The sequence below is a fragment of the Marinobacter antarcticus genome (assembly GCF_900142385.1).
GTDB classification, from domain to species: domain Bacteria; phylum Pseudomonadota; class Gammaproteobacteria; order Pseudomonadales; family Oleiphilaceae; genus Marinobacter; species Marinobacter antarcticus.
This window is the reverse complement of sequence record NZ_FRAQ01000001.1, coordinates 672,381-689,711: the sequence shown is the minus strand read 5'-3', so window position 1 is coordinate 689,711 and position 17,331 is coordinate 672,381. Positions and strand designations below refer to the sequence as shown.

Below are 17,331 nucleotides of genomic sequence, written 5' to 3'. Positions count from 1 at the left end.
CTTGCGAAAATAATAAACGGCTGTTCGCAGATGAGAACCTTCCCTGGCCTTTAAAGCCCCATCATCTCGCGCACAGCGCCTTCCCGGCTTTGTTCCAGACCAGCCGCACGCCCTTCCTCAATGGCAATCTCTGCCGGAACGCCAACACTGTGCCGATACAAGGCCCACATGGCCCCTACCCGGTTACTGCTGGCGCAATGTACCAGAATCGGATAGTTCGCCGGATTGGCGGCGATACGCGCAAAGGCGTCAACCTGTTCGCGATTGGGCGCCCGGGTGGACACTCCCAGCCCATAAAAATTCAGGCCAGCCTGATGCGCTTCCTGTTCCTCATCTCCGACACCTTCGGACTCGGTCAGAAGACTCACCACCGTTTTAAAGCCCTGCTGTTTCAGTTGCACCATGGCGCCTTTCTGAACATGACCACCCGCTGCGATGAAGGGTGCCGGGCGATTGTAGTTAACCACCACATTTGGCATCGCATCGCCATACGGAGCAGCCTTCCAGTCATTTTCAATGGCAAATGGCAGGCCACGATCCCCTTTTGCTTGTGCCGGAGGATTGGGTACCGCAGTGCTAACCTGCTGAGAATTGCTCGTTCCAGCTGCACAGGGATTAGCGGATGCAGAAGATTTGGCTGCAGCGCATGGGTTTGCGGCTGCACATGGATTAGAGCTGGTGGACGGATTGGCAGCGGCGCAGGGGTTGGCACTGGCCGCCTGACTCTCCTGCTGCGCATTCGCAGCATTCTGGGAATCAGAACATGCCGTGAGACCTCCCCCCAATGCAAGCGCAATCGCGAACGGAAGGGCTGCTCGCTTGAAACGGTTAATATTCATGACTCGTCTCCTATTCTCTGTTATCTGTCTTCACCGTATAAATCACTGGCCTTGTAAGGGCCTCCAAATCTTTTCTCCAGACGACTCCCCAATTTGAAACCACCCCACGCCATCGCTGCCAGCACCAGGAGAATAAGCCACTCAGGTATACCGGTCAGGTCCATCAGTGTTTGTCCCTGTGGCCCCTGAGCGGCCAGATAGATGGATTCGAGCGGACCAAACCAGGCAGCGAACAAAGCCGTGCCCAGCACCATGCCAAACATGAATACCAGGGCATCAAAACGACCGCCTGCCAGCCCGGCCACAGAGGTGCCCGGACAATAACCGCCTATAGCAAACCCTGCACCGATGAGCAGGCCCCCGACAGCCATGGCGAGGTAAAACGGTGTTGGAACATAAAAGCTGCCCTGCGGCATCAGCCCGAGAAGCTGTGTCAGCCAGAGCAACACCGCCGCAACGATGACTGCAGTAAACATCACTTTGAAGACAGACCAGTCTTCAAGTCTGAATTGCCCCGTCAGCTTCCTGGGGCTTCCGAAGCCCGCATTTTCAAGTATAAATCCAAACAGGAAACCAGCCAGCAGACCGGAGGCAACACCAGAATCATAAAGTGGCCAGATCATTGCCAGTACCTCCGCACGATTAGACTGAACGCAAAGCCGGCAGCAAAGAAGCACAACAGGAACACAAAGCCACCGACGGCCAAAGCAGCGCCACCGGAAAGCCCCAAACCACTGGTGCAGCCCCGGGCAAGTCGCGCACCGAGGCCGGTAAGAATACCGCCAAGCAATGCCATCAAGATCCTGGAAGATCGCCCTGAGGACGCTCCGCGCTCAATTTGCGGCCTGAATCGGTGACTGGACAATGCGCCCACCAAGGCGCCGACAAAGGCGCCAACCACTTCCCAGGTAATCCAGGATTGAAGTGGCGAACCATTGCTCAGATAATCGCCAAGATAGCGATTATTGGAGGTAAGCTCGGGAGCAATCCATTGCCCAAGATCCGCCGTGAGACGCGTGAAAAAGCCGCTTGCTCCAAGCCCATGGCCAGTCAGAACAAACGTAAGAAATAGAGCCACTCCCAGGCCGATACCGGCCCATAAGGGTGACCAAAATGCTCGTGGAGACATGTGACACTCCTTATCTGAAAGATGTACGCCCGACGACGCAACGGGCGCAGAGCCCTAGTTGCTGACCGCGTTCACGTTTACGCCCAGGTCATAGACCAGTTGGCCGCCCAGGTAGGCCGCGTAGAACATCACGACCAGACCGACCAGCCCCAACCCTACCAGGCCCCAGTTCAGGGCAGGCTTGAGATGCATACCCCGCCAACGCACGAAAACCAGACACGCGCTGATCGCCACAAAGAGCCATAACGCAGTGCTGGCGATTTCCTCATGAGCCTCCAGCGCCTCGAGGGGGAAGCCTTTGTCCATTGCAATCTCCAGAGCCATATCTCCGAAGATCGCCGCGACACCGGCGGCCACAGTGCCCAGAAGGAGGGCCCAGAAGGCCGAACGGGCAACCCACTGGTCTGAAACCAGTGCGCCACCGCGCGCTACGACGCTCAACTGCATCAGGACTCCCAAAAGCCAAAGCACGAGGGGGAAGTGAACAATCATGGGATGAATATGGGCTAGACTCACAGTATTTCTCCTTGTCATGCGGCTCTGAAAACTGAATAGAAGCTAACTACCCACATTAAACCTGATGTTCCTTAATGGATTATTAACGCGGCCCATGTTCCTCATAATAAAGTGACGCTCATGACTGCGCCCTCAAGCTTGGTTACTACACTGTAGTACAACACGGTCAACGAGGGGGATTCCAACCGCTGTCGGATCAGCTCCGGAAGTGAAGATGCCGCATGCAAGGGGCTGACAATCACCAGCAGACATGCCAGCGACAGGATGAATATGATTTGATGGCGTACACATTGAGCTAAAGAAGGGGCCAAGTATGCTCCGCAAAGTCGAAGTTCGAATAACGTAAAGAGTATCGTCCATGAAGCGCGTCACCTGCACTGGCTGACATTACGGACGGTCGGAAAGGAAACCACTCGCCATAGTTGACCTGCCTGCGCACGCTGTCAACAAAAAGCGCTGGAAGTCCAGCATCGGATTGCTTGCCCTGTTATGTTTTTTTACTGGAAGTATCCGCTGTTTTTCCTTGCGACCACCCAATACGAAAAGAATCAATAACACCTACAACCCAACAAACTACTAACAATAGAGAAGGGATACTGACACGTTGACCATTACTTCCAGCCAACTGCTGAGATACCAATTCACTTATTTGGATGACATCCAAAGGAACTTCGCCACTTTGAATTTTTAATGCCAATTCTTGTGCAATATCCACGACAGCTGCAAGCAAAAAATAAATGCATACAATTGTTATGCCTGACAGTATCGAACCTTGCAGCGGCTTCTTTAATGAGAAATGCCCAATGCCTGGAAATACTAAGGCTGATAACAGAACCGCTTTCAGGGATTTACTCATAATTTTTACAAACGCCTATTGATGATGGAGCCGGCTGAAACATAGCGCGCAGCAAAGCGGCGGCCCGAAAGGAACGCTGCGGGCGATGCCTGTTCGCAACATAAAGGACCTAGTCGGCTAACAGACTTTCAAGCAGCTTATCTATTTCCATTTTAAATTCACTATCTTCAATTTTATTAGCGCTGACCTTTGCGTCTTGTAGATTTTTTATAGCTGCGTCCGTTTGACCTAACTCAATTTGCAATGTAGCCATAGAAAATGCGATCGATGACATATGGTCTTTCGCATTGATAGCAACAGCTTTTTCCAGAGCTTTTTCGTAGCCTGCCAGAGCGTCTTCCGAATTTTCTGTGAAGTCAGCAAGTGTTTCCCATTGCTCTGGATGGTCTTTCCCGGTTTTTTCGTTATCGGTGCAAATAGACTTCAACTCTGCATAGAGCGAATCGAATGCCTCTTTATTACCGTTTTTGTCAGCCTCCATTAGCTTTTCAGCTAAGTTATAGACGGACTTATATATTTTCGTATTAATCATTTAACATTACCTTTTTCCTCTTCTTTAGAATCAATTTTCCCGAATACCTCGACCCCAATCTGTTTGCACTTGCTTACAGACAAAGTACCACGGACATTCCGCGCTTTTGAGCCTGGAGCGAGAATTGCCTCTTCGACTTCCTGGGGATTAGCCTCTCACATCTCGATCTCTTCAAACAGCTCGTCCAATACGGTTTAGGCGCTGAAAGATGGCGGAGGTCTTGACCGGTTTGATCGCAAATTGACCAGTTTGTTTGATGCTCATCAAAGGATGTTGTCCGTGAACATCTACACTGGAAGCGTTGTTGTTGTTTTTTTCGGATGTAACAGGCTCCACAGGAGAGGAATCATGAACAATAATTCTTTGGTTAGCGGTTTGCGGTGCGCGGTTGTGATGGCCGCAGTGGGCGCGGTAGTAGTGAGTCAGCCAGTTATGGCTGCCGCTGGCGATTTGGTAATACGGGCAGGTGTCAGCGCGATGGAGACGGATTCCGGCAGCGACAGTTTCAGTGCCATTCCCAGAAGTGGTGTCCGTTTGGATAATGCGGTCACTCTGAGTGCATCGGCAGCTTATTATCTTAGCGATTATGCGGCCGTAGAACTCACAACGTCTCTGCCTTATCAGCATAATCTGGAGGGTAACAATCGGCTGAAAGAGCTTGGTCTGGGTAAACTGGCGGAGGTCAAGGAGATCCCGACATCGTTGACGATGAATTTCTACCTGAACGATTATTCCGCGGTGACGCCTTACGTTGGCGTTGGTGTGGCCTACACCCGATTTTATGATGAAGATATGAAGGTGCCAGGTCTTGCGGTAGATTTTGAGGATACGGTAGATCTCACCGCAGTTGCCGGTGTTGAGATGGCTTTCCTGAACAATCTGATAGTGAGTTTTGACCTGCGCTATATTGATTTAAAGCCCACTGCCGACTTCAGTGGTGCCGTCGATGAAAACATCGAACTGGAAGTGGATCCGGTGATATTTACACTCAGTGCCGGCTACAGATTCTGAACAAAAGTTGTCTTGAAGCTTTGGAGTCTGCAAAGAAAAGGCCGGGAATATCCCGGCCTTTTCTTTTATGGTGCAGATTGGTTACTGACGGAAAATGACCATGCCACCGCCTCCATCGGCCACATAGACCCTTCCATGAGCGATGGCAGTTCCGGTCGCCTCACCCACGGTCTGCTGATGCTCCATCAGTATCGGATTTGCCGGATCACTCCAGTCGAGCTTGGCAACCCCCGCTTCTCCATAAGCGACGTAGAACAGCAGCCTGGGTTCGTCGAGTGTGTACCAGTTGCCCTCACCGTCGATCAACAGTTTGTCGGCGGGGAAATACTGGGGTGTCATGTACAGGGCCTCCGGATCAGAGTCCTCAAGCCCCGGCTCAGTCTGGAGCCGGTACTGGGCCACGGCCTCAGGGCGATAGTCATAGCCGCCTGAACCACCCATGGTCCAGATCTTGGTCGGATCCACACCGTCAGGCAGCGGTTCCAGAAGATCGTCGATGCTGTATGCCAGCAGGCCAAACCCGCCGTAACTGAAGTACGCATGGTCACCAATGACATCCACATCAACGCTGCGGCTGTCCGCCTTGCCTATATGGACGGTTCCGTCCAGTTCTTCCTCAATCTTGACCGGCTGGAAGAGCTTGATCAGTTCCATGCCTGGAGTTACGCCGTCAACCAGCAGCCCGGTCATATCGACGACTGCAATGCCAGAGTGTCCGGCGGCGACGAAGGCGTAAACTTTGCCATCGGCAGGGTTGGTCCAGAGTTCGACGCCGGATGCGCGACCGAGGAGCGGATTACCGGTCCCGGCGCCCAGATTGGCGACCACATGGCTACCTGAGCCATCCGCCGGATTCATGGTCATATCATAGACAGTCAGACCGTTGCTGCCATCTGCTACAACGGCATAGTCGCCATGGAAATCCACATCATAGGCGTGGTCCTGGCGCTTGATGCCGCCGTACGAGCCCGAGTCCAGATTGTGCTCATAGAAGTCCGACGGTTGCGGCGTCAGCAACAAGGGCGCACCTGGCACACCCTGACCGGCTTCCGCCGAGCTGATGTCTACCCGACGCAAGCCGAGGCTCTGGGACATAACGTGGGCGAGACTGTCATCTTCACTCAGAATGACGTTGTAGGCATGGGGAGTTGGGTACACAGTCGAACCATCTGGGTTGTCGACCTCGTACTCATCCACCACGGTGTTGGCGACCACGTGCGGCTCATCCATTGCATTGCCGTTGGCGTCGGCGATTTGCCATACGCTCATGCCGTGGGGCCCATCCGCCAAATACAGGTACTGTCCGCTGGTTGCGACGCCTTGGCTATGACCAATCGCCAGGGGCGAGGAGGGCGAACCATCGGCGTCAGCGAAGGTTTCTGTGGTGCTGGCAAAATAGGCCGGTACCGTGAACCTAGTCGCCATGTCGACATCCGACGAAGGAGGAAGCGGAAGCGGCGTCAGGGCTCCGATATCCATGAAATTGAGACCACCAGCTCCCGTCGCCTGAACCACATCCACACCGCCGGTTGCATCGCTGGGCGTGGGCATCAGGAACAGACTGTTGCCGTGACCGCTGACCTCACCAGTGACCAGAAGGCTCGGGGCTCCATACATCCAGATTGGCAGCGACTCGTTATCGTCCACGTCCCAGGCGCCCATGTCGTAAGACGTGACGAACTCGTAGTCTGGCCAATGGAGAAGGGGGTTGTCATCATTGTCGAAGGGTCCGCCAGCCTGTTTCCAGCTGACCCCTGGCGAATCAGCGCCATCAAGCGCAACGAGGCCGGCAAAATGGTCGGCATAAAACACCCGGTTGTTGTCCTTGTCCACTTCAACATCAATGACCCCGGCTTCCTTGAGCATACCTACCCCGAAGTAGGGGAACAGGCTCTGGGATTGCTCACCGGTGGGCTCGTCGGGGCCATGAGCCGGCACAGCAGGAGCATAACCTTCATAGGTAATGTTGTTAATATCACTTGCATCGACCGCTACGAGGCCCCCCAGGCCATATGCCAGGTAGACCAGAGTCTTTTCGCTGCCGACAGACCCAAGGGTTTCTACATCAAGCTTATTCGCTTTGTAGTAATACTTGCCGTAGCGGTCAAAGTCCGCCCACGGGGTGGGGGCATCAACATCGCCGTGCCAGACTTCCTTGATCTCGAAGGAAGCCTGGTTGTAGTCAGGCATGCCAGTGGTCGGGTCGATAAAGCCCGGCTGTACTTCACTATCGACATTCATGGCGAGGAACCAATCCTCGGTCACAGAATCGTCGGTATAGAGATTGTAATAGCCCACACGCTCCAGCGTACTAGGGTTATAAATGCCCAGTCCGAGGAAGCCGATCGCAGCGTACAGGTTGCCATCCTCGTGCAGCTGCAAGTCTGCCGGCGCGCCCCATGGGTGCTCTCCCGAGTATTGCAGAGTGAAAGCCTCTGCATCGATCTTCAGAGTACCGTCGTCTTCAGTAACCGGTGTTTCGGTGATCACATTGGCAAGTGCAGTGCGGTGAATGCCGTAGCTTTCATCGGCAATCCACAGGTCAGTACCGTCGGTTTCCAGCGACTTTATGAAACCGTGGCCTTCGATGATGACGTCGGGCACCAGGTCACCACCGCCCTCCGCATAAGTAATGCCATCCTGATAGTAATTGACCGGGGTCGTATGCAGGACCTGCATGGCAGCGGGATCGGTGATATCCACCACCGCAATGCCGGATTCCCGGACGGCAACCAAAGCGTAGATGCGGGTCTCATAGGGAACCACCAGGATATCCTGAATGAAGCTCTCCAGTTCAATCTCGTGCACTGCGCCGGCGGTGGTCTCAATCGGGGTCATTGCCAAGCGGTTGGCCATGTTGTAGACCGCCCAATCGGTATCGCCCATGTCGGCGCGCGCTACAGCGGTCGTCGCGCCCCCGATCTGGACCGCTTTCGCCGTCAGGAAGGCTTCTTCAATGACCTGTCCTGTCGGGGTCCCGTTCAATGAACTACCGCCATCACAACCGCTCAAGAGCAGTGCAATGACCGCACTAATACCTAGGTTCGCTGTTGATATTGTTTTAGACCTGACATTCATCACTGTTCACTCCTTGGCATCTTTCGGTGCCTTAAATCATTCAACGCGCATACCGGTTCAATGCGCATCACTCATTGTCCGCCTGCAAGGTTTTGTAACGTTGACGCGTATCAAGATTGAGTGATTTATAAACAACGTACACGCTTGACGCTTTACTTGCCACGCAAGGTACATTTGCTGTTTTTGTAATGGGGAAGGTCAAATAAAGTGGGCAAGAACTTGAAATAATGGAATAAATGACAATTTGTTGTGAGTCTGCCGTCTCCGTATGCGCTCCGGCAATCATCAAGATGAACCGAACTTTCAGGATTTATGGCTCAGGCTCTGCGGAGGTAAGGGCACTAAACACTGCTCATAGATCTTGGCTTTCGACACCAGCTTAAAGCGTTCGAGGTACGAGACTCGCCTTTGATCGGCTTATTATGTATGCCGAATTCATATACTAATATTATAATCACGGACTAAATTAATACCCACTCCACTTTTGAATTCTAAACCTCGGACATATTGCTGTTTTCGTTAACGTTTACTTAAACCACATCTGCTTCACCCGCAAATGATTCTGAACTCCAAAGAATTAAAAAGAAAATGAGTATTGGCTTATATTTCTTCACGGCGTCCTTCATTATCTGGGCCCCGCCCTTTTACCCAGTCTCAACGCGATTACGTCCAAGCTTCTTGGCTCGATAAAGTGCTTTATCGACGCGGGCAATCATGATGTCTGTTTTTTCTTCTTGTTGATGAACAGCGACCCCTAAGCTGGCATTGAGTACCTTTTTTCCAGGAAATTCATGCTCCGCAATTCGCTTTCTCAGTTGTTCGGCCAGCTTCCCGCAACCCTGCAGATCCGTATCAGGGCAGATAATAAGAAACTCTTCACCGCCCCAACGCCCGACAATATCACTTTTACGAATAGCACTAACTAACAGAGAAGAAAATGCTTTCAGTAACTCATCCCCAACGAGATGACCAAAACGGTCATTCACCTGCTTGAAGTTATCGATATCCAACAAGATGATAGAAAATTCACTTTTCGTGCGTTCAGACCGTTTGACGGCATAAGAAAGATCTTCATCCAGCTTAAGACGATTATAAATTCCCGTGAGAGCGTCAGTAATCGACTGCCGTTTGAACATCCTGTTTTGATCTTTAAGTTGAGCCTGCACATTATGCAAATCATTAAGCGTGTCGCGAATTTTTCTGTTCGCTTGGGCCAGGTAATGGTTCCAGTACAGGGAGACGACAAGCACTGTTCCCAGTACCAGTAAGGTCAGCCATAACAAAGTATAGTCAGCCACCTTCTCGATCGTAATCGCGATCCATTTATCCCGAATACTTTGCCCCTCTTTCGGATCAAGATGAAGAATTGCCTTTTCAAACGCGCTACCCAGTAACGGCTCATCATTACGAGTGGCGACAGATAGCTCATATCGAAGTGGTAGACTGCCGGTAACCGCCAATTTATTCAGATTAAGGGACTGAATGGCAAAGGCCACCGCGCCTTGTGCTCCGATATAGCCAAAGACCTTTCCATCATAAACGAGCTCCATCGCCTGGATATTATTTTTAACTTCAACAAGCACAATACTGGGGTAACGGTTCCTGAGTTTATCAATCGCGATATCACCCTTGATCACCGCAAACTGCGTCCCGGCACCCTCAAGGCTTTCCTCAACAAAAATTCTGTCATAACGCGTGACAACTGCTAAAGGCAGGTAAAAATACGGGGTCGTAAAATCCAGAAAAGATTTACGCTTTTCACTGGCGTTGATCTGAGAAACCACATCACATTCGCGGCTCTTGGCCTTGCTGATCAGGTCATTCCAGTCCTGAACTTCTGGCACAACCATTTCGACGCCCAACATGCGCGAAAAAATGTCAAAGTAATCTTTCGATAGCCCAGTATGTTGTCTATCCTCATCCACCCCATCAAAGGGTAAGCGGTCAGGATCAACACAAACACGTACCACTTTCTTAGCCTTTAAGTAATCTCGTTCGGCTTGAGTCAGCCCAATATCATTTGAAGACTGGGCGGCTGCAGGATTCAGGACTAATAGAAACCAGCCTGCAATCAGGGTAATGAACAACCTTTTAACATAGTTTTTTTGACTAACTTTTATGTACAAGACTTTTCCTTTGACTTGCCTGCCAAGTGCTGGTTTGTAGTGCCATAGTGATGTTCCCCCAAAAAAGTGGACACGCGCCATGAGTCAATTCCTGCAAACTCTAGCGGAGTCCGCTACCCGAAGATTCTCAAGTAATTCTGCATAAGACTGGTCGGTAGTTATGACCTGCCATCTCTCACGTTCACTCACAGAACCAGCTGACAGAATGGCTGACACCAGCGCCAGGATACAATTTACAATCACCGCAGCTTTACTTTGTCCGAGTGCATGTTTTTGTTAGGCTTTTTCTCTCACCTCTATCAGAGCTAAAATAACTTACCAAATAATTAGTATTAAGTATTAATAACCAAGACAATGTCATTGTTATAAATGTATGACCAAAAAAATGATCGCCAATCATCATTTTATAACTTCCGACTACCCACCCAATAGAAATTGCAGAAACCAGAGCTATTTTTCTATTCCTTTTCATTGAAAATAAAAAATATAAAGACATTAAAGAAAAACCACCACTTGCATGACCTGCTGGATAACATTTTATTCTACCAGTTTGCTGGAATGCACTCGGATACTCGGATAATACAGAAACATACGGATAAACACCTCCGTAGTGTTGAATATCTTTCGGGCATGGCACATTAGTTACGTATTTTAAAAATCCAATAAATAACGGTATGAAAATACATGATATCAATACAACAATAATCCCTTTTTTATAGCGAACAATAATGCTTTTCTGCCGAAAAAATATCAATATTATTAACAATGTAACAACAAAAAGAATGTATATTCTTTTTATTCCATCATAAAATATTAATTTAGGGATTACTGCATTTTTATCCAAAACCCATCCATTAGTTTTAAAATTAAAAAAATAATCCTGGATAGCTAAATCAATTGGAGTGAGCTCAAAAATTAAAAATGAAAAAAGTAAAACAAAAAGGCTTAGCCAGATATCTTTAGTTATCATTTTCATGCTAAATAATATTCACATCATCATCATGGATGTTCGATTTAATTTTCACCAACCATAGCATTTCATGAAATGAATTGTCATGTGATAGTTTCTTATGAGCTTGCTTTTTAAGCTCTTTAAAATTAACTTCTTTCGTGATTACAACCAGCTAGCCTTTTTTGTCTATCGTTAACTCAATAGATTTGCTATCACCAGCAAACCACTTCTGAACATACAAAGTACCCACGACAGGAGCTGTTCCTTCATCAGGAACCTCCTTATATCGAACGCTATTTTTTGTTTCTTTCTCGTATTCAAACATTACTACTTTCTTCGACATAAAATGCTCGGCAAACACACCCTTGAGCGCAGGTAATCCTGGTAGCCTGTCGACCGATACTGAACACCACAATTCGAATGCACAATCAGCCCTGGGCTCACCTCTCGGCGGCCATACGCCATGGTCAGGGTGACCGACAGGTGCGGGACGAAAGTGAGACCAATGTCATCGAGAAAGCCACGCCGGCGATGGCGATCATCGAACCGGCGACAATCCCGGTCCATCAAATAAATCTGTCCCTGTTTTTTAAAAATGAGCATCAAAAGCCCAAGTATATCCAGCGCGAATCCCGCGCCTTATAAAATGCCGTATCGACGGAGAATGCCATCCAGCCTACCGGATTTCTTCAAGTCAGTGATCTTATCGGACAGTATTTCAGCATGCCGGGCGGCATCCGGATTGCGGGGACTGAATCCGGTATAGTCTTCAAACGCCTCAGTTGTAAAGCCTGCAATTGTGACTGCTTCCCTGATCCCCATTTTATCAAGCTGATATACGGCAGAGTATTCGCCTTCCAGAAAAGTGCTAACGCGATTAGCCTGGAGCATCAGTAATCCTCGTCTGGTCGTGCTCTCACCATGGATGACATGCACCCGATCTTCATTTCTCTGCTCTTTTTCAAGATAAGTGATCAGATCGGGGTCGACATAATGGAAGCCTTTGACAATGCCAACGATGACCCCGGATAAGGACTCGACTCCGGTATATTTCCATGATGTTCCAGAGTTCACCAGAAACGCCACCCGTTGAACGACCGTCGGCTCGTCCGGATACACCAGATTGGGCGCATAGTCTCTGCCAACCACAATAATTCCGTCGTATTTGCCGGTCTGGACCGAATCCACGGCCCGCGCATAGGGAAGCATATCGATCACAAGCGTGTATCCGGCCTGTTCGAACGCTTCTCTGACGACGTCCGTCATAAACCCTTCCTTGCCCGCTTCTTTTGAGGGGTCACAGGTGAAAGGGCAATAATCAATCGTCGCAAAGCGAATGGTCTCCGCCCAGGCAATGGTCGGGTAAAGACAGATGCCTATCCAACCAACGAACAGAACAGACCACCTCGCTGTCCTCATCTTTTCTTCATCTTTTTTTGCGAACATCTGACTTCACGGACCGAACCAACGCCTGAAAATTAAGCGTCCGGTTAGCCGCCCCTGCCGGTTCTTTTGATCAGAATAGCAGCTTATCGTCACCCACGGAGGCACAACACCCTGACCCTTGCTGAATTGGTGGACACGCTACTGTGCCGTATGAACAAAAGACACAGCAGTCTCCCTGCTTGGGCTTCAGCAAACTACCGCAAGATTCACACTCGTAAAAATACTGGCAGGAATCGGTAGGCATAGTTTCCGTTTTCTCGTGGTAAGGCATCCGCAACGACAAACAATACCGCCAAACCAGGCAAAGCCTGCTCGCGCTGAATCAGTATGAAATGTTTGGAAAAGAAATGGCAGCTAAGTGCGCCGACTGCCAAATTCTTGAGTACAGAGTCACTGATCTCGCCAGCCGTGTTGTCGAAGTAGACATCGATTCCATTCGGGCAAGCCTGAGCGATTTCCGCTTCAAGGTTCCCAACTCGATAGTCGATGGCCACCTCGTACCCAAATTCATTGACGCACAGTTCGGTCTTCTTCGGTCCACCAGCAATGCCGATCGTGCGACAACCCTTGATCTTTGCGATCTGTCCAACGCAAGATCCGACCGCGCCTGCGGCGGTTGATACCACCACAGTCTCTTTCGCCTTGGGCTGCCCAAGGTCAAGGAGCGCGAAGTAGGCAGTAAGTCCGTTCAGTCCGAGTACTCCGAGCGCCGTCGAAACTGGGAGATCAACCTCATTTATCCGGCGCTGAACCTTCGATCCATCAACTACCGCATAGTCTTGCCAGCCAAACATTCCCGTCACGACATCATCGACGCCATATTCAGCGCTGCGCGAGGCGGCGACTCGCCCTACCGTGAAGGCGCGCATAACGCCTCCGACAGGGACTGGATCTGAGTAGTTGCCGACGCTACTTACCCAACCGCGCATCGCTGGTTCGACGGAGAGGTATAGGTTGCGGACGACGATCTGACCGTCCATTGGTTCAGCAACAGGCGTTTCGACGATCTCGAAGTGTTCGGCCTGAGGAATGCCGGAGCGCTAGCTCAGGCGCGTCCGACAACAGCCATTGGTTAAATGCTTGAATGCGCATTGGCGTGCGCATACACTAAATCCGTGCATTAAACAGCCACCTGGAGGCTCTGATGGCCGAACTCTACAATCCAACCGCACCCAAAAAGGCAACTAACCTCTCCATCAATAGCGATCTACTGCGCAAAACTCGGGAACTCAACATCAACCTGTCTGCTACTCTGGAGCGAGCCCTGAAAGAAGAGCTTTCCAAACGCGAAGCAGCACAATGGGTTGAAGAAAATCGCGCTGCGATAAGAAATTACAACGATTTTGTCGAACAACATGGATGCTTCGGCGACGAATTCAGGGAGTTCTAATGTCACAGTTCGATGTGTACCCCAACCCGAGCAAAGTTAGCAAAGCTCATTATCCTTACCTTGTCGATATTCAGAGCAGCCTCCTGAGCGAATTGGCAACTCGAATCGTCATCCCTTTGGGCAAACGCTCCGCCTTTGGTGGCGAATCCATGCAAGGACTCACGCCGGGAATCAGCTTTGCCGACCAGGAACTTTTACTGCTAACCCCACAAATTTCCTCTGTGCCAGAAAAGCATCTCAAAAACCCGGTTGGTTCCCTCTCGCATTTCAGAGACCAGATTGTCGGAGCTCTGGACCTTGCTGTCACTGGCATTTAACGCTGAGCACAGCGGCGCCACGACAGTGGCGGCCGGCGGCCGCAGGCCGCGTACTGATGCGCCTTGTTAAAACATTTCAATGATGCGTTGCAAGATCGAAGTGCCGATACTCACAGCCATCACAATTGTAAAAATACTATCGTAAAAGAGCACCAACGGCTCAATCTCTAGCTCGAAAAAGGAAATAGCCAAATCGGAGAGCATCACAACGCCCCAATAACAAGGTTCGCGTAGAAAGCCCCTTGTGGCATATTTGTCGACCAACTCTAACTTACTCATTTAGAAACAAACTCTGAAAGTTTTCTCGCCATGCCGAATGATTTAAAGACCGCAGCGTGCGCGGCTTGGAATGTAGGCGAAGCCGCAATGGAAAAGCTGCTGGAAGCTACTCTGCATCGCCAAAACCTCACCACTTTTGTAATCTTCAACAAGAAATACAAACTTGCCCCCATCGAATCTGTTGATGGCGCCATAGCGGCAGCGAGTAACGTAATCAGATACAGCACGTGAACGACCCTGTGGTCACCGATACGGCTCTGCTTGCCAGTGACGGTTACCACCCCGGAGAGAGCGGCTATCGCTACATCGCTGAAGCGCTCGCGTCTTCGCGGATCGAAGATGCAGAAAGGTAATGCACCGGCAGTTCACAGACGTTGTGCAAGATCCTTCACAGCTTCCCTGAGCCAGGTATGGGCTGCGTCGCCGTTGGATGAACGATGCCAGGCCATAAACACGTCAAAAATAGCCCCCTCAAAAGGGAAAGGCAGAATGCGAATGGCTTCCCGCTCCATGAAGTAGTCCGCCATCCGCCGTGGAAGCGTCGCAATCGCGTCGGTCGCCTCAACAAGTCTCGGTATCGCAACATATTGATTGACCCTGGCAGCAATGCGCCGGTTCTCGATAAGCTGCATTCCGGGAATTCGCTCAAGCAGAGTGTGACTGCCATCGCCAATCGCCAGCACAACATGTCGCTCACTCAAGAACTGCTCCATGCTCAAGGAGCCCGTTAGACGCGGATGATCCGCACTGCAGATAACAACCAATTCTTCGGTCAGGAGTTCACAGCTTTCAATCGTGGAGCTCGTGGGCGGTCGGACATCAAACAATAGATCCAACTGGGCCTGTTCAAGCTTGGCGACAACGTCCGGATCCGTGTTGGGATGATTCTGTACGGTCAGCGCACCTTCATGTCTGGCAAACACTCGTAAAAGTTCTGGCAGCAGGAGGTGTTCCCCGTAATCGCCCATCGCCAGCTTAAAGTTCCGTTCCGAGTTATCGGGATCAAAGAACTTTTTTGACCCCACTGCCGCCCTGATGGTCGACAAGGCCTGCCGAATCTCCGGGTATATCTGTACCGCGTAGTTGCTTGGGCGCATTCCGTTCCCGTAGCGCACAAATACCTCATCTCCAAGCGTCAGCCGCAGACGCGAGAGAGCCTGGCTGACGGCCGACTGGGTCATGCCAAGCTTCACCGCGGCGGCAGAGAGACTGCCGTGCTCCATTACAGCTTCGAAGACGGTAAGCAGGTTCAGGTCGATGCTTCGCAAATTTTTCATGACAATAATATTAGCTGTGCTAATAGTAGTTGTTCAATTTATTAACTTGAGAAGCTCGACTCAATCGCCGAACCTGAAGCGCGAAACAAACAAAAACTATAAGAAATGGCGGAGCTGTGTATGCAAGAGTTCTTCGATCTGCCCGATGCCGTGCGCGAAACCGGATCCACGGCAGCGATAGTCACCGTGTTATTTCTCGTGTTGTTCTCAATTTATGAAATTGTCAGTGGCCAGACCCGCAATGGAAAAAAATCATTGAAGGACTGGGCCATGTCCGGCGTATCCCTGGGTTTTCTGGCCACCTTTCAGCGCCCGCTGCTTACGGTAATCGTGTTCCTTCTTATGGCGGCGCTCTTTCCCACCTACGCTGGTGCCCTTACCTGGCTTGAAGCACAGCATTTCTGGCCCACGCTGATTGGCTTTCTGCTTATTGACGAATACCTGCACGGCAGAGCCCATCTTTTCGCCCACAGCCGGAAACCAAAAAGCCGGCTTGTTGGCAAAGTGCAGGACTTCTACAAAGCGGCCCATCGGCCTCATCACCTGAACGGTGGTCAAGACGAACGTGGTGAAATCAGTGCCAGCCAGACGTTTGTCGAAAACTGGGCGTGGTGGCTGATATTGCCAAACTACTGGTTCGGATTGGCGTGTTTGTACCTTGGGCTTTATGAGGTTTTTCTTTGGGGAACCGTCTCAAAAGTGATCTGGGGTATGCATGTGCACACGAACTGGAAATGGCAGTACGATCTCTGGCTGCTGAACCACGACAATGCAATGGTTCGGAAGTGCATGCGCGGCCTTTGTCACGTGTTCACATTCCCGAATATGCATCACCATCACCACAGCCGTACCGCAAACTCGACCAAGAACATGACCAACTTCATATCAGTTTTCGACTGGCTACTCTGGGACACACTCAAAATTGAGACCGAGCGCCCCAAAATCTACGGCTGGCGCCAATACGATGCTGAAGCGGGCAGCGTAATGCACCGTTTCCTACGCACTGCTGCACCTGTCCGGGAGCGCCGTCAGCCGGGAGACACAGCCGCAATCGCGAACCAGGAATGACGGATCGCTGACGACCAGAATCAACCTTGCTCTGGGCGCCAGCTCGCGTTCAGGGCCTTGGCCATTTCAACAGAGTTGATCACCGACCGCGCAGGACCAGCTGGGAATTTACTTCTTCACTCACCTCTTCCACGCCGACACTCTCCAGTTTGATATTCAAAACCGAGAAGGGGGCATTTTTGAAGATAACGCCCGGCTTTGCGGCGTGCCGGAGCGCAAGCGTAGGTGCGTCCGACAACAGCCATTTGTTAAATTACTCGACTATTGGCGTTCCCCAGCCGTCATAGTGTGCATCAAATTCATCCGCTAGCTCGAGCATAAGTGAATTCTGCTTATTGATGGTTTCGAGATCTAAAGCAGTGTCTTTAATGATCGAAGGCAATCTGAGCTATAGCAATAAAAATGATGCTCGAGTGGATGCGGTTTTTTCGGGTTTGAACCTGCCTTAATAAGCGCCTGGATTACCTGTTCATTCATTTCAACGTTTGGGGGAAAATCGTAAGCCTGAACGCTGG

The 17,331-nt window shown here is 50.7% G+C and carries 22 protein-coding genes and 1 pseudogene; 7 read left to right on the top strand and 16 right to left on the bottom strand.

Annotation, left to right across the window (positions count from 1 at the left end; genetic code table 11):
• Positions 1–50: 50 nt before the first annotated feature.
• From BUA49_RS03260 to BUA49_RS03235, 6 genes are all read right to left on the bottom strand, one after another.
• On the bottom strand, positions 51–839 hold the full coding sequence (locus tag BUA49_RS03260; RefSeq protein WP_072795480.1) for a fused DSP-PTPase phosphatase/NAD kinase-like protein: 789 nt from the start codon (positions 837–839) through the stop codon (positions 51–53).
• A 20-nt stretch (positions 840–859) separates the two neighbouring features.
• Positions 860–1,462: a DUF6691 family protein gene (locus BUA49_RS03255; RefSeq protein WP_072795479.1), complete on the bottom strand. Its 603-nt coding sequence runs from the start codon at positions 1,460–1,462 to the stop codon at positions 860–862.
• Positions 1,459–1,968 (bottom strand): YeeE/YedE thiosulfate transporter family protein, encoded by a 510-nt coding sequence (locus BUA49_RS03250; RefSeq protein ID WP_072795478.1) that lies wholly within the window; start codon positions 1,966–1,968, stop codon positions 1,459–1,461. Before BUA49_RS03250 ends, BUA49_RS03255 begins: the two co-directional genes overlap by 4 nt.
• Before the next feature lie 54 nt (positions 1,969–2,022).
• Positions 2,023–2,484: a DUF2231 domain-containing protein gene (locus BUA49_RS03245; protein WP_175547544.1), complete on the bottom strand. Its 462-nt coding sequence runs from the start codon at positions 2,482–2,484 to the stop codon at positions 2,023–2,025.
• A gap of 487 nt (positions 2,485–2,971) precedes the next feature.
• A complete protein-coding gene (locus BUA49_RS17610; RefSeq protein WP_072795476.1) occupies positions 2,972–3,340 on the bottom strand; it encodes a hypothetical protein in 369 nt (122 codons plus the stop codon).
• 109 nt (positions 3,341–3,449) lie between these two features.
• Positions 3,450–3,872: a Replicative DNA helicase gene (locus tag BUA49_RS03235; RefSeq protein ID WP_072795475.1), complete on the bottom strand. Its 423-nt coding sequence runs from the start codon at positions 3,870–3,872 to the stop codon at positions 3,450–3,452.
• Between the two features lie 348 nt (positions 3,873–4,220).
• Between BUA49_RS03235 and BUA49_RS03230 the strand changes: the two genes are divergently transcribed.
• The gene (locus BUA49_RS03230) at positions 4,221–4,883 is read left to right on the top strand and encodes an OmpW/AlkL family protein (RefSeq protein ID WP_072795474.1); all 663 of its coding nucleotides are present in this window, start codon (positions 4,221–4,223) and stop codon (positions 4,881–4,883) included.
• Positions 4,884–4,964: 81 nt separating this feature from the next.
• Here the strand turns inward: BUA49_RS03230 and BUA49_RS03225 are convergent, their stop codons facing one another.
• From BUA49_RS03225 to BUA49_RS17750, 4 genes are all read right to left on the bottom strand, one after another.
• Positions 4,965–7,868: an LVIVD repeat-containing protein gene (locus tag BUA49_RS03225; protein ID WP_175547543.1), complete on the bottom strand. Its 2,904-nt coding sequence runs from the start codon at positions 7,866–7,868 to the stop codon at positions 4,965–4,967.
• A 737-nt stretch (positions 7,869–8,605) separates the two neighbouring features.
• Positions 8,606–10,168 carry a diguanylate cyclase gene (locus tag BUA49_RS03220; RefSeq protein ID WP_084063477.1) on the bottom strand — a complete coding sequence of 521 codons (1,563 nt, stop codon included), beginning with the start codon at positions 10,166–10,168 and terminating at the stop codon, positions 8,606–8,608.
• A 169-nt stretch (positions 10,169–10,337) separates the two neighbouring features.
• Entirely contained in the window at positions 10,338–11,063 is a 726-nt protein-coding gene (locus BUA49_RS03215; RefSeq protein ID WP_072795471.1) for a phosphatase PAP2 family protein, read from the bottom strand.
• A gap of 148 nt (positions 11,064–11,211) precedes the next feature.
• Positions 11,212–11,382 carry a hypothetical protein gene (locus BUA49_RS17750; protein WP_175547542.1) on the bottom strand — a complete coding sequence of 57 codons (171 nt, stop codon included), beginning with the start codon at positions 11,380–11,382 and terminating at the stop codon, positions 11,212–11,214.
• A gap of 77 nt (positions 11,383–11,459) precedes the next feature.
• Here BUA49_RS17750 and BUA49_RS03205 point away from each other — a divergent pair, with 77 nt between their 5' ends.
• Complete coding sequence (locus BUA49_RS03205) at positions 11,460–11,684, top strand: hypothetical protein (protein ID WP_072795469.1); 225 nt, start codon at positions 11,460–11,462, stop codon at positions 11,682–11,684.
• Here the strand turns inward: BUA49_RS03205 and BUA49_RS03200 are convergent.
• From BUA49_RS03200 to BUA49_RS17510, 3 genes are all read right to left on the bottom strand, one after another.
• Positions 11,679–12,485: a substrate-binding periplasmic protein gene (locus BUA49_RS03200; RefSeq protein ID WP_072795468.1), complete on the bottom strand. Its 807-nt coding sequence runs from the start codon at positions 12,483–12,485 to the stop codon at positions 11,679–11,681. The genes BUA49_RS03205 and BUA49_RS03200 overlap by 6 nt on opposite strands.
• 70 nt (positions 12,486–12,555) lie before the next feature.
• Entirely contained in the window at positions 12,556–12,756 is a 201-nt protein-coding gene (locus BUA49_RS17925) for a GDCCVxC domain-containing (seleno)protein (protein WP_072795467.1), read from the bottom strand.
• A complete protein-coding gene (locus BUA49_RS17510) occupies positions 12,692–13,516 on the bottom strand; it encodes an MDR family NADP-dependent oxidoreductase (protein WP_228704463.1) in 825 nt (274 codons plus the stop codon). The genes BUA49_RS17925 and BUA49_RS17510 overlap by 65 nt, the downstream gene beginning before the upstream one ends.
• A 113-nt stretch (positions 13,517–13,629) precedes the next feature.
• On the opposite strand from BUA49_RS17510, the gene BUA49_RS03175 reads away from it, so the two are divergent.
• Entirely contained in the window at positions 13,630–13,875 is a 246-nt protein-coding gene (locus BUA49_RS03175) for a type II toxin-antitoxin system CcdA family antitoxin (protein WP_072795466.1), read from the top strand.
• Entirely contained in the window at positions 13,875–14,192 is a 318-nt protein-coding gene (locus tag BUA49_RS03170) for a CcdB family protein (protein WP_072795464.1), read from the top strand. The genes BUA49_RS03175 and BUA49_RS03170 overlap by 1 nt, the downstream gene beginning before the upstream one ends.
• A gap of 66 nt (positions 14,193–14,258) precedes the next feature.
• On the opposite strand, the gene BUA49_RS03165 is transcribed toward BUA49_RS03170, so the two are convergent.
• Complete coding sequence (locus BUA49_RS03165; protein ID WP_072795462.1) at positions 14,259–14,471, bottom strand: hypothetical protein; 213 nt, start codon at positions 14,469–14,471, stop codon at positions 14,259–14,261.
• Positions 14,472–14,501: 30 nt separating this feature from the next.
• On the opposite strand from BUA49_RS03165, the gene BUA49_RS17605 reads away from it, so the two are divergent.
• Together BUA49_RS17605 and BUA49_RS18130 are read left to right on the top strand one after the other, a co-directional pair.
• Complete coding sequence (locus BUA49_RS17605) at positions 14,502–14,702, top strand: hypothetical protein (protein WP_139248732.1); 201 nt, start codon at positions 14,502–14,504, stop codon at positions 14,700–14,702.
• Positions 14,699–14,824 carry a hypothetical protein gene (locus tag BUA49_RS18130; protein WP_267283705.1) on the top strand — a complete coding sequence of 42 codons (126 nt, stop codon included), beginning with the start codon at positions 14,699–14,701 and terminating at the stop codon, positions 14,822–14,824. The genes BUA49_RS17605 and BUA49_RS18130 overlap by 4 nt, the downstream gene beginning before the upstream one ends.
• A gap of 12 nt (positions 14,825–14,836) precedes the next feature.
• On the opposite strand, the gene BUA49_RS03160 is transcribed toward BUA49_RS18130, so the two are convergent.
• On the bottom strand, positions 14,837–15,748 hold the full coding sequence (locus tag BUA49_RS03160) for a LysR substrate-binding domain-containing protein (protein WP_072795460.1): 912 nt from the start codon (positions 15,746–15,748) through the stop codon (positions 14,837–14,839).
• A gap of 120 nt (positions 15,749–15,868) precedes the next feature.
• Between BUA49_RS03160 and BUA49_RS03155 the strand changes: the two genes are divergently transcribed.
• Complete coding sequence (locus BUA49_RS03155; protein WP_072795458.1) at positions 15,869–16,816, top strand: sterol desaturase family protein; 948 nt, start codon at positions 15,869–15,871, stop codon at positions 16,814–16,816.
• 253 nt (positions 16,817–17,069) lie between these two features.
• On the opposite strand, the pseudogene BUA49_RS18255 reads toward BUA49_RS03155, so the two are convergent.
• Positions 17,070–17,293, bottom strand: a pseudogene (locus BUA49_RS18255) (ribonuclease E inhibitor RraB).
• Between the last annotated feature and the right edge of the window lie 38 nt (positions 17,294–17,331).

Coding starts and splice junctions, on each gene's coding strand:
- BUA49_RS03260 (WP_072795480.1), bottom strand. CDS start 839: ATGAATATTAACCGTTTCAAGCGAGCAGCCCTTCCGTTCGCGATTGCG.
- BUA49_RS03255 (WP_072795479.1), bottom strand. CDS start 1,462: ATGATCTGGCCACTTTATGATTCTGGTGTTGCCTCCGGTCTGCTGGCT.
- BUA49_RS03250 (WP_072795478.1), bottom strand. CDS start 1,968: ATGTCTCCACGAGCATTTTGGTCACCCTTATGGGCCGGTATCGGCCTG.
- BUA49_RS17610 (WP_072795476.1), bottom strand. CDS start 3,340: ATGAGTAAATCCCTGAAAGCGGTTCTGTTATCAGCCTTAGTATTTCCA.
- BUA49_RS03235 (WP_072795475.1), bottom strand. CDS start 3,872: ATGATTAATACGAAAATATATAAGTCCGTCTATAACTTAGCTGAAAAG.
- BUA49_RS03230 (WP_072795474.1), top strand. CDS start 4,221: ATGAACAATAATTCTTTGGTTAGCGGTTTGCGGTGCGCGGTTGTGATG.
- BUA49_RS03220 (WP_084063477.1), bottom strand. CDS start 10,168: ATGGCGCGTGTCCACTTTTTTGGGGGAACATCACTATGGCACTACAAA.
- BUA49_RS03215 (WP_072795471.1), bottom strand. CDS start 11,063: ATGAAAATGATAACTAAAGATATCTGGCTAAGCCTTTTTGTTTTACTT.
- BUA49_RS17750 (WP_175547542.1), bottom strand. CDS start 11,382: ATGTCGAAGAAAGTAGTAATGTTTGAATACGAGAAAGAAACAAAAAAT.
- BUA49_RS03205 (WP_072795469.1), top strand. CDS start 11,460: ATGCACAATCAGCCCTGGGCTCACCTCTCGGCGGCCATACGCCATGGT.
- BUA49_RS03200 (WP_072795468.1), bottom strand. CDS start 12,485: ATGTTCGCAAAAAAAGATGAAGAAAAGATGAGGACAGCGAGGTGGTCT.
- BUA49_RS17925 (WP_072795467.1), bottom strand. CDS start 12,756: ATGCCTTACCACGAGAAAACGGAAACTATGCCTACCGATTCCTGCCAG.
- BUA49_RS03175 (WP_072795466.1), top strand. CDS start 13,630: ATGGCCGAACTCTACAATCCAACCGCACCCAAAAAGGCAACTAACCTC.
- BUA49_RS03170 (WP_072795464.1), top strand. CDS start 13,875: ATGTCACAGTTCGATGTGTACCCCAACCCGAGCAAAGTTAGCAAAGCT.
- BUA49_RS03165 (WP_072795462.1), bottom strand. CDS start 14,471: ATGAGTAAGTTAGAGTTGGTCGACAAATATGCCACAAGGGGCTTTCTA.
- BUA49_RS17605 (WP_139248732.1), top strand. CDS start 14,502: ATGCCGAATGATTTAAAGACCGCAGCGTGCGCGGCTTGGAATGTAGGC.
- BUA49_RS03160 (WP_072795460.1), bottom strand. CDS start 15,748: ATGAAAAATTTGCGAAGCATCGACCTGAACCTGCTTACCGTCTTCGAA.
- BUA49_RS03155 (WP_072795458.1), top strand. CDS start 15,869: ATGCAAGAGTTCTTCGATCTGCCCGATGCCGTGCGCGAAACCGGATCC.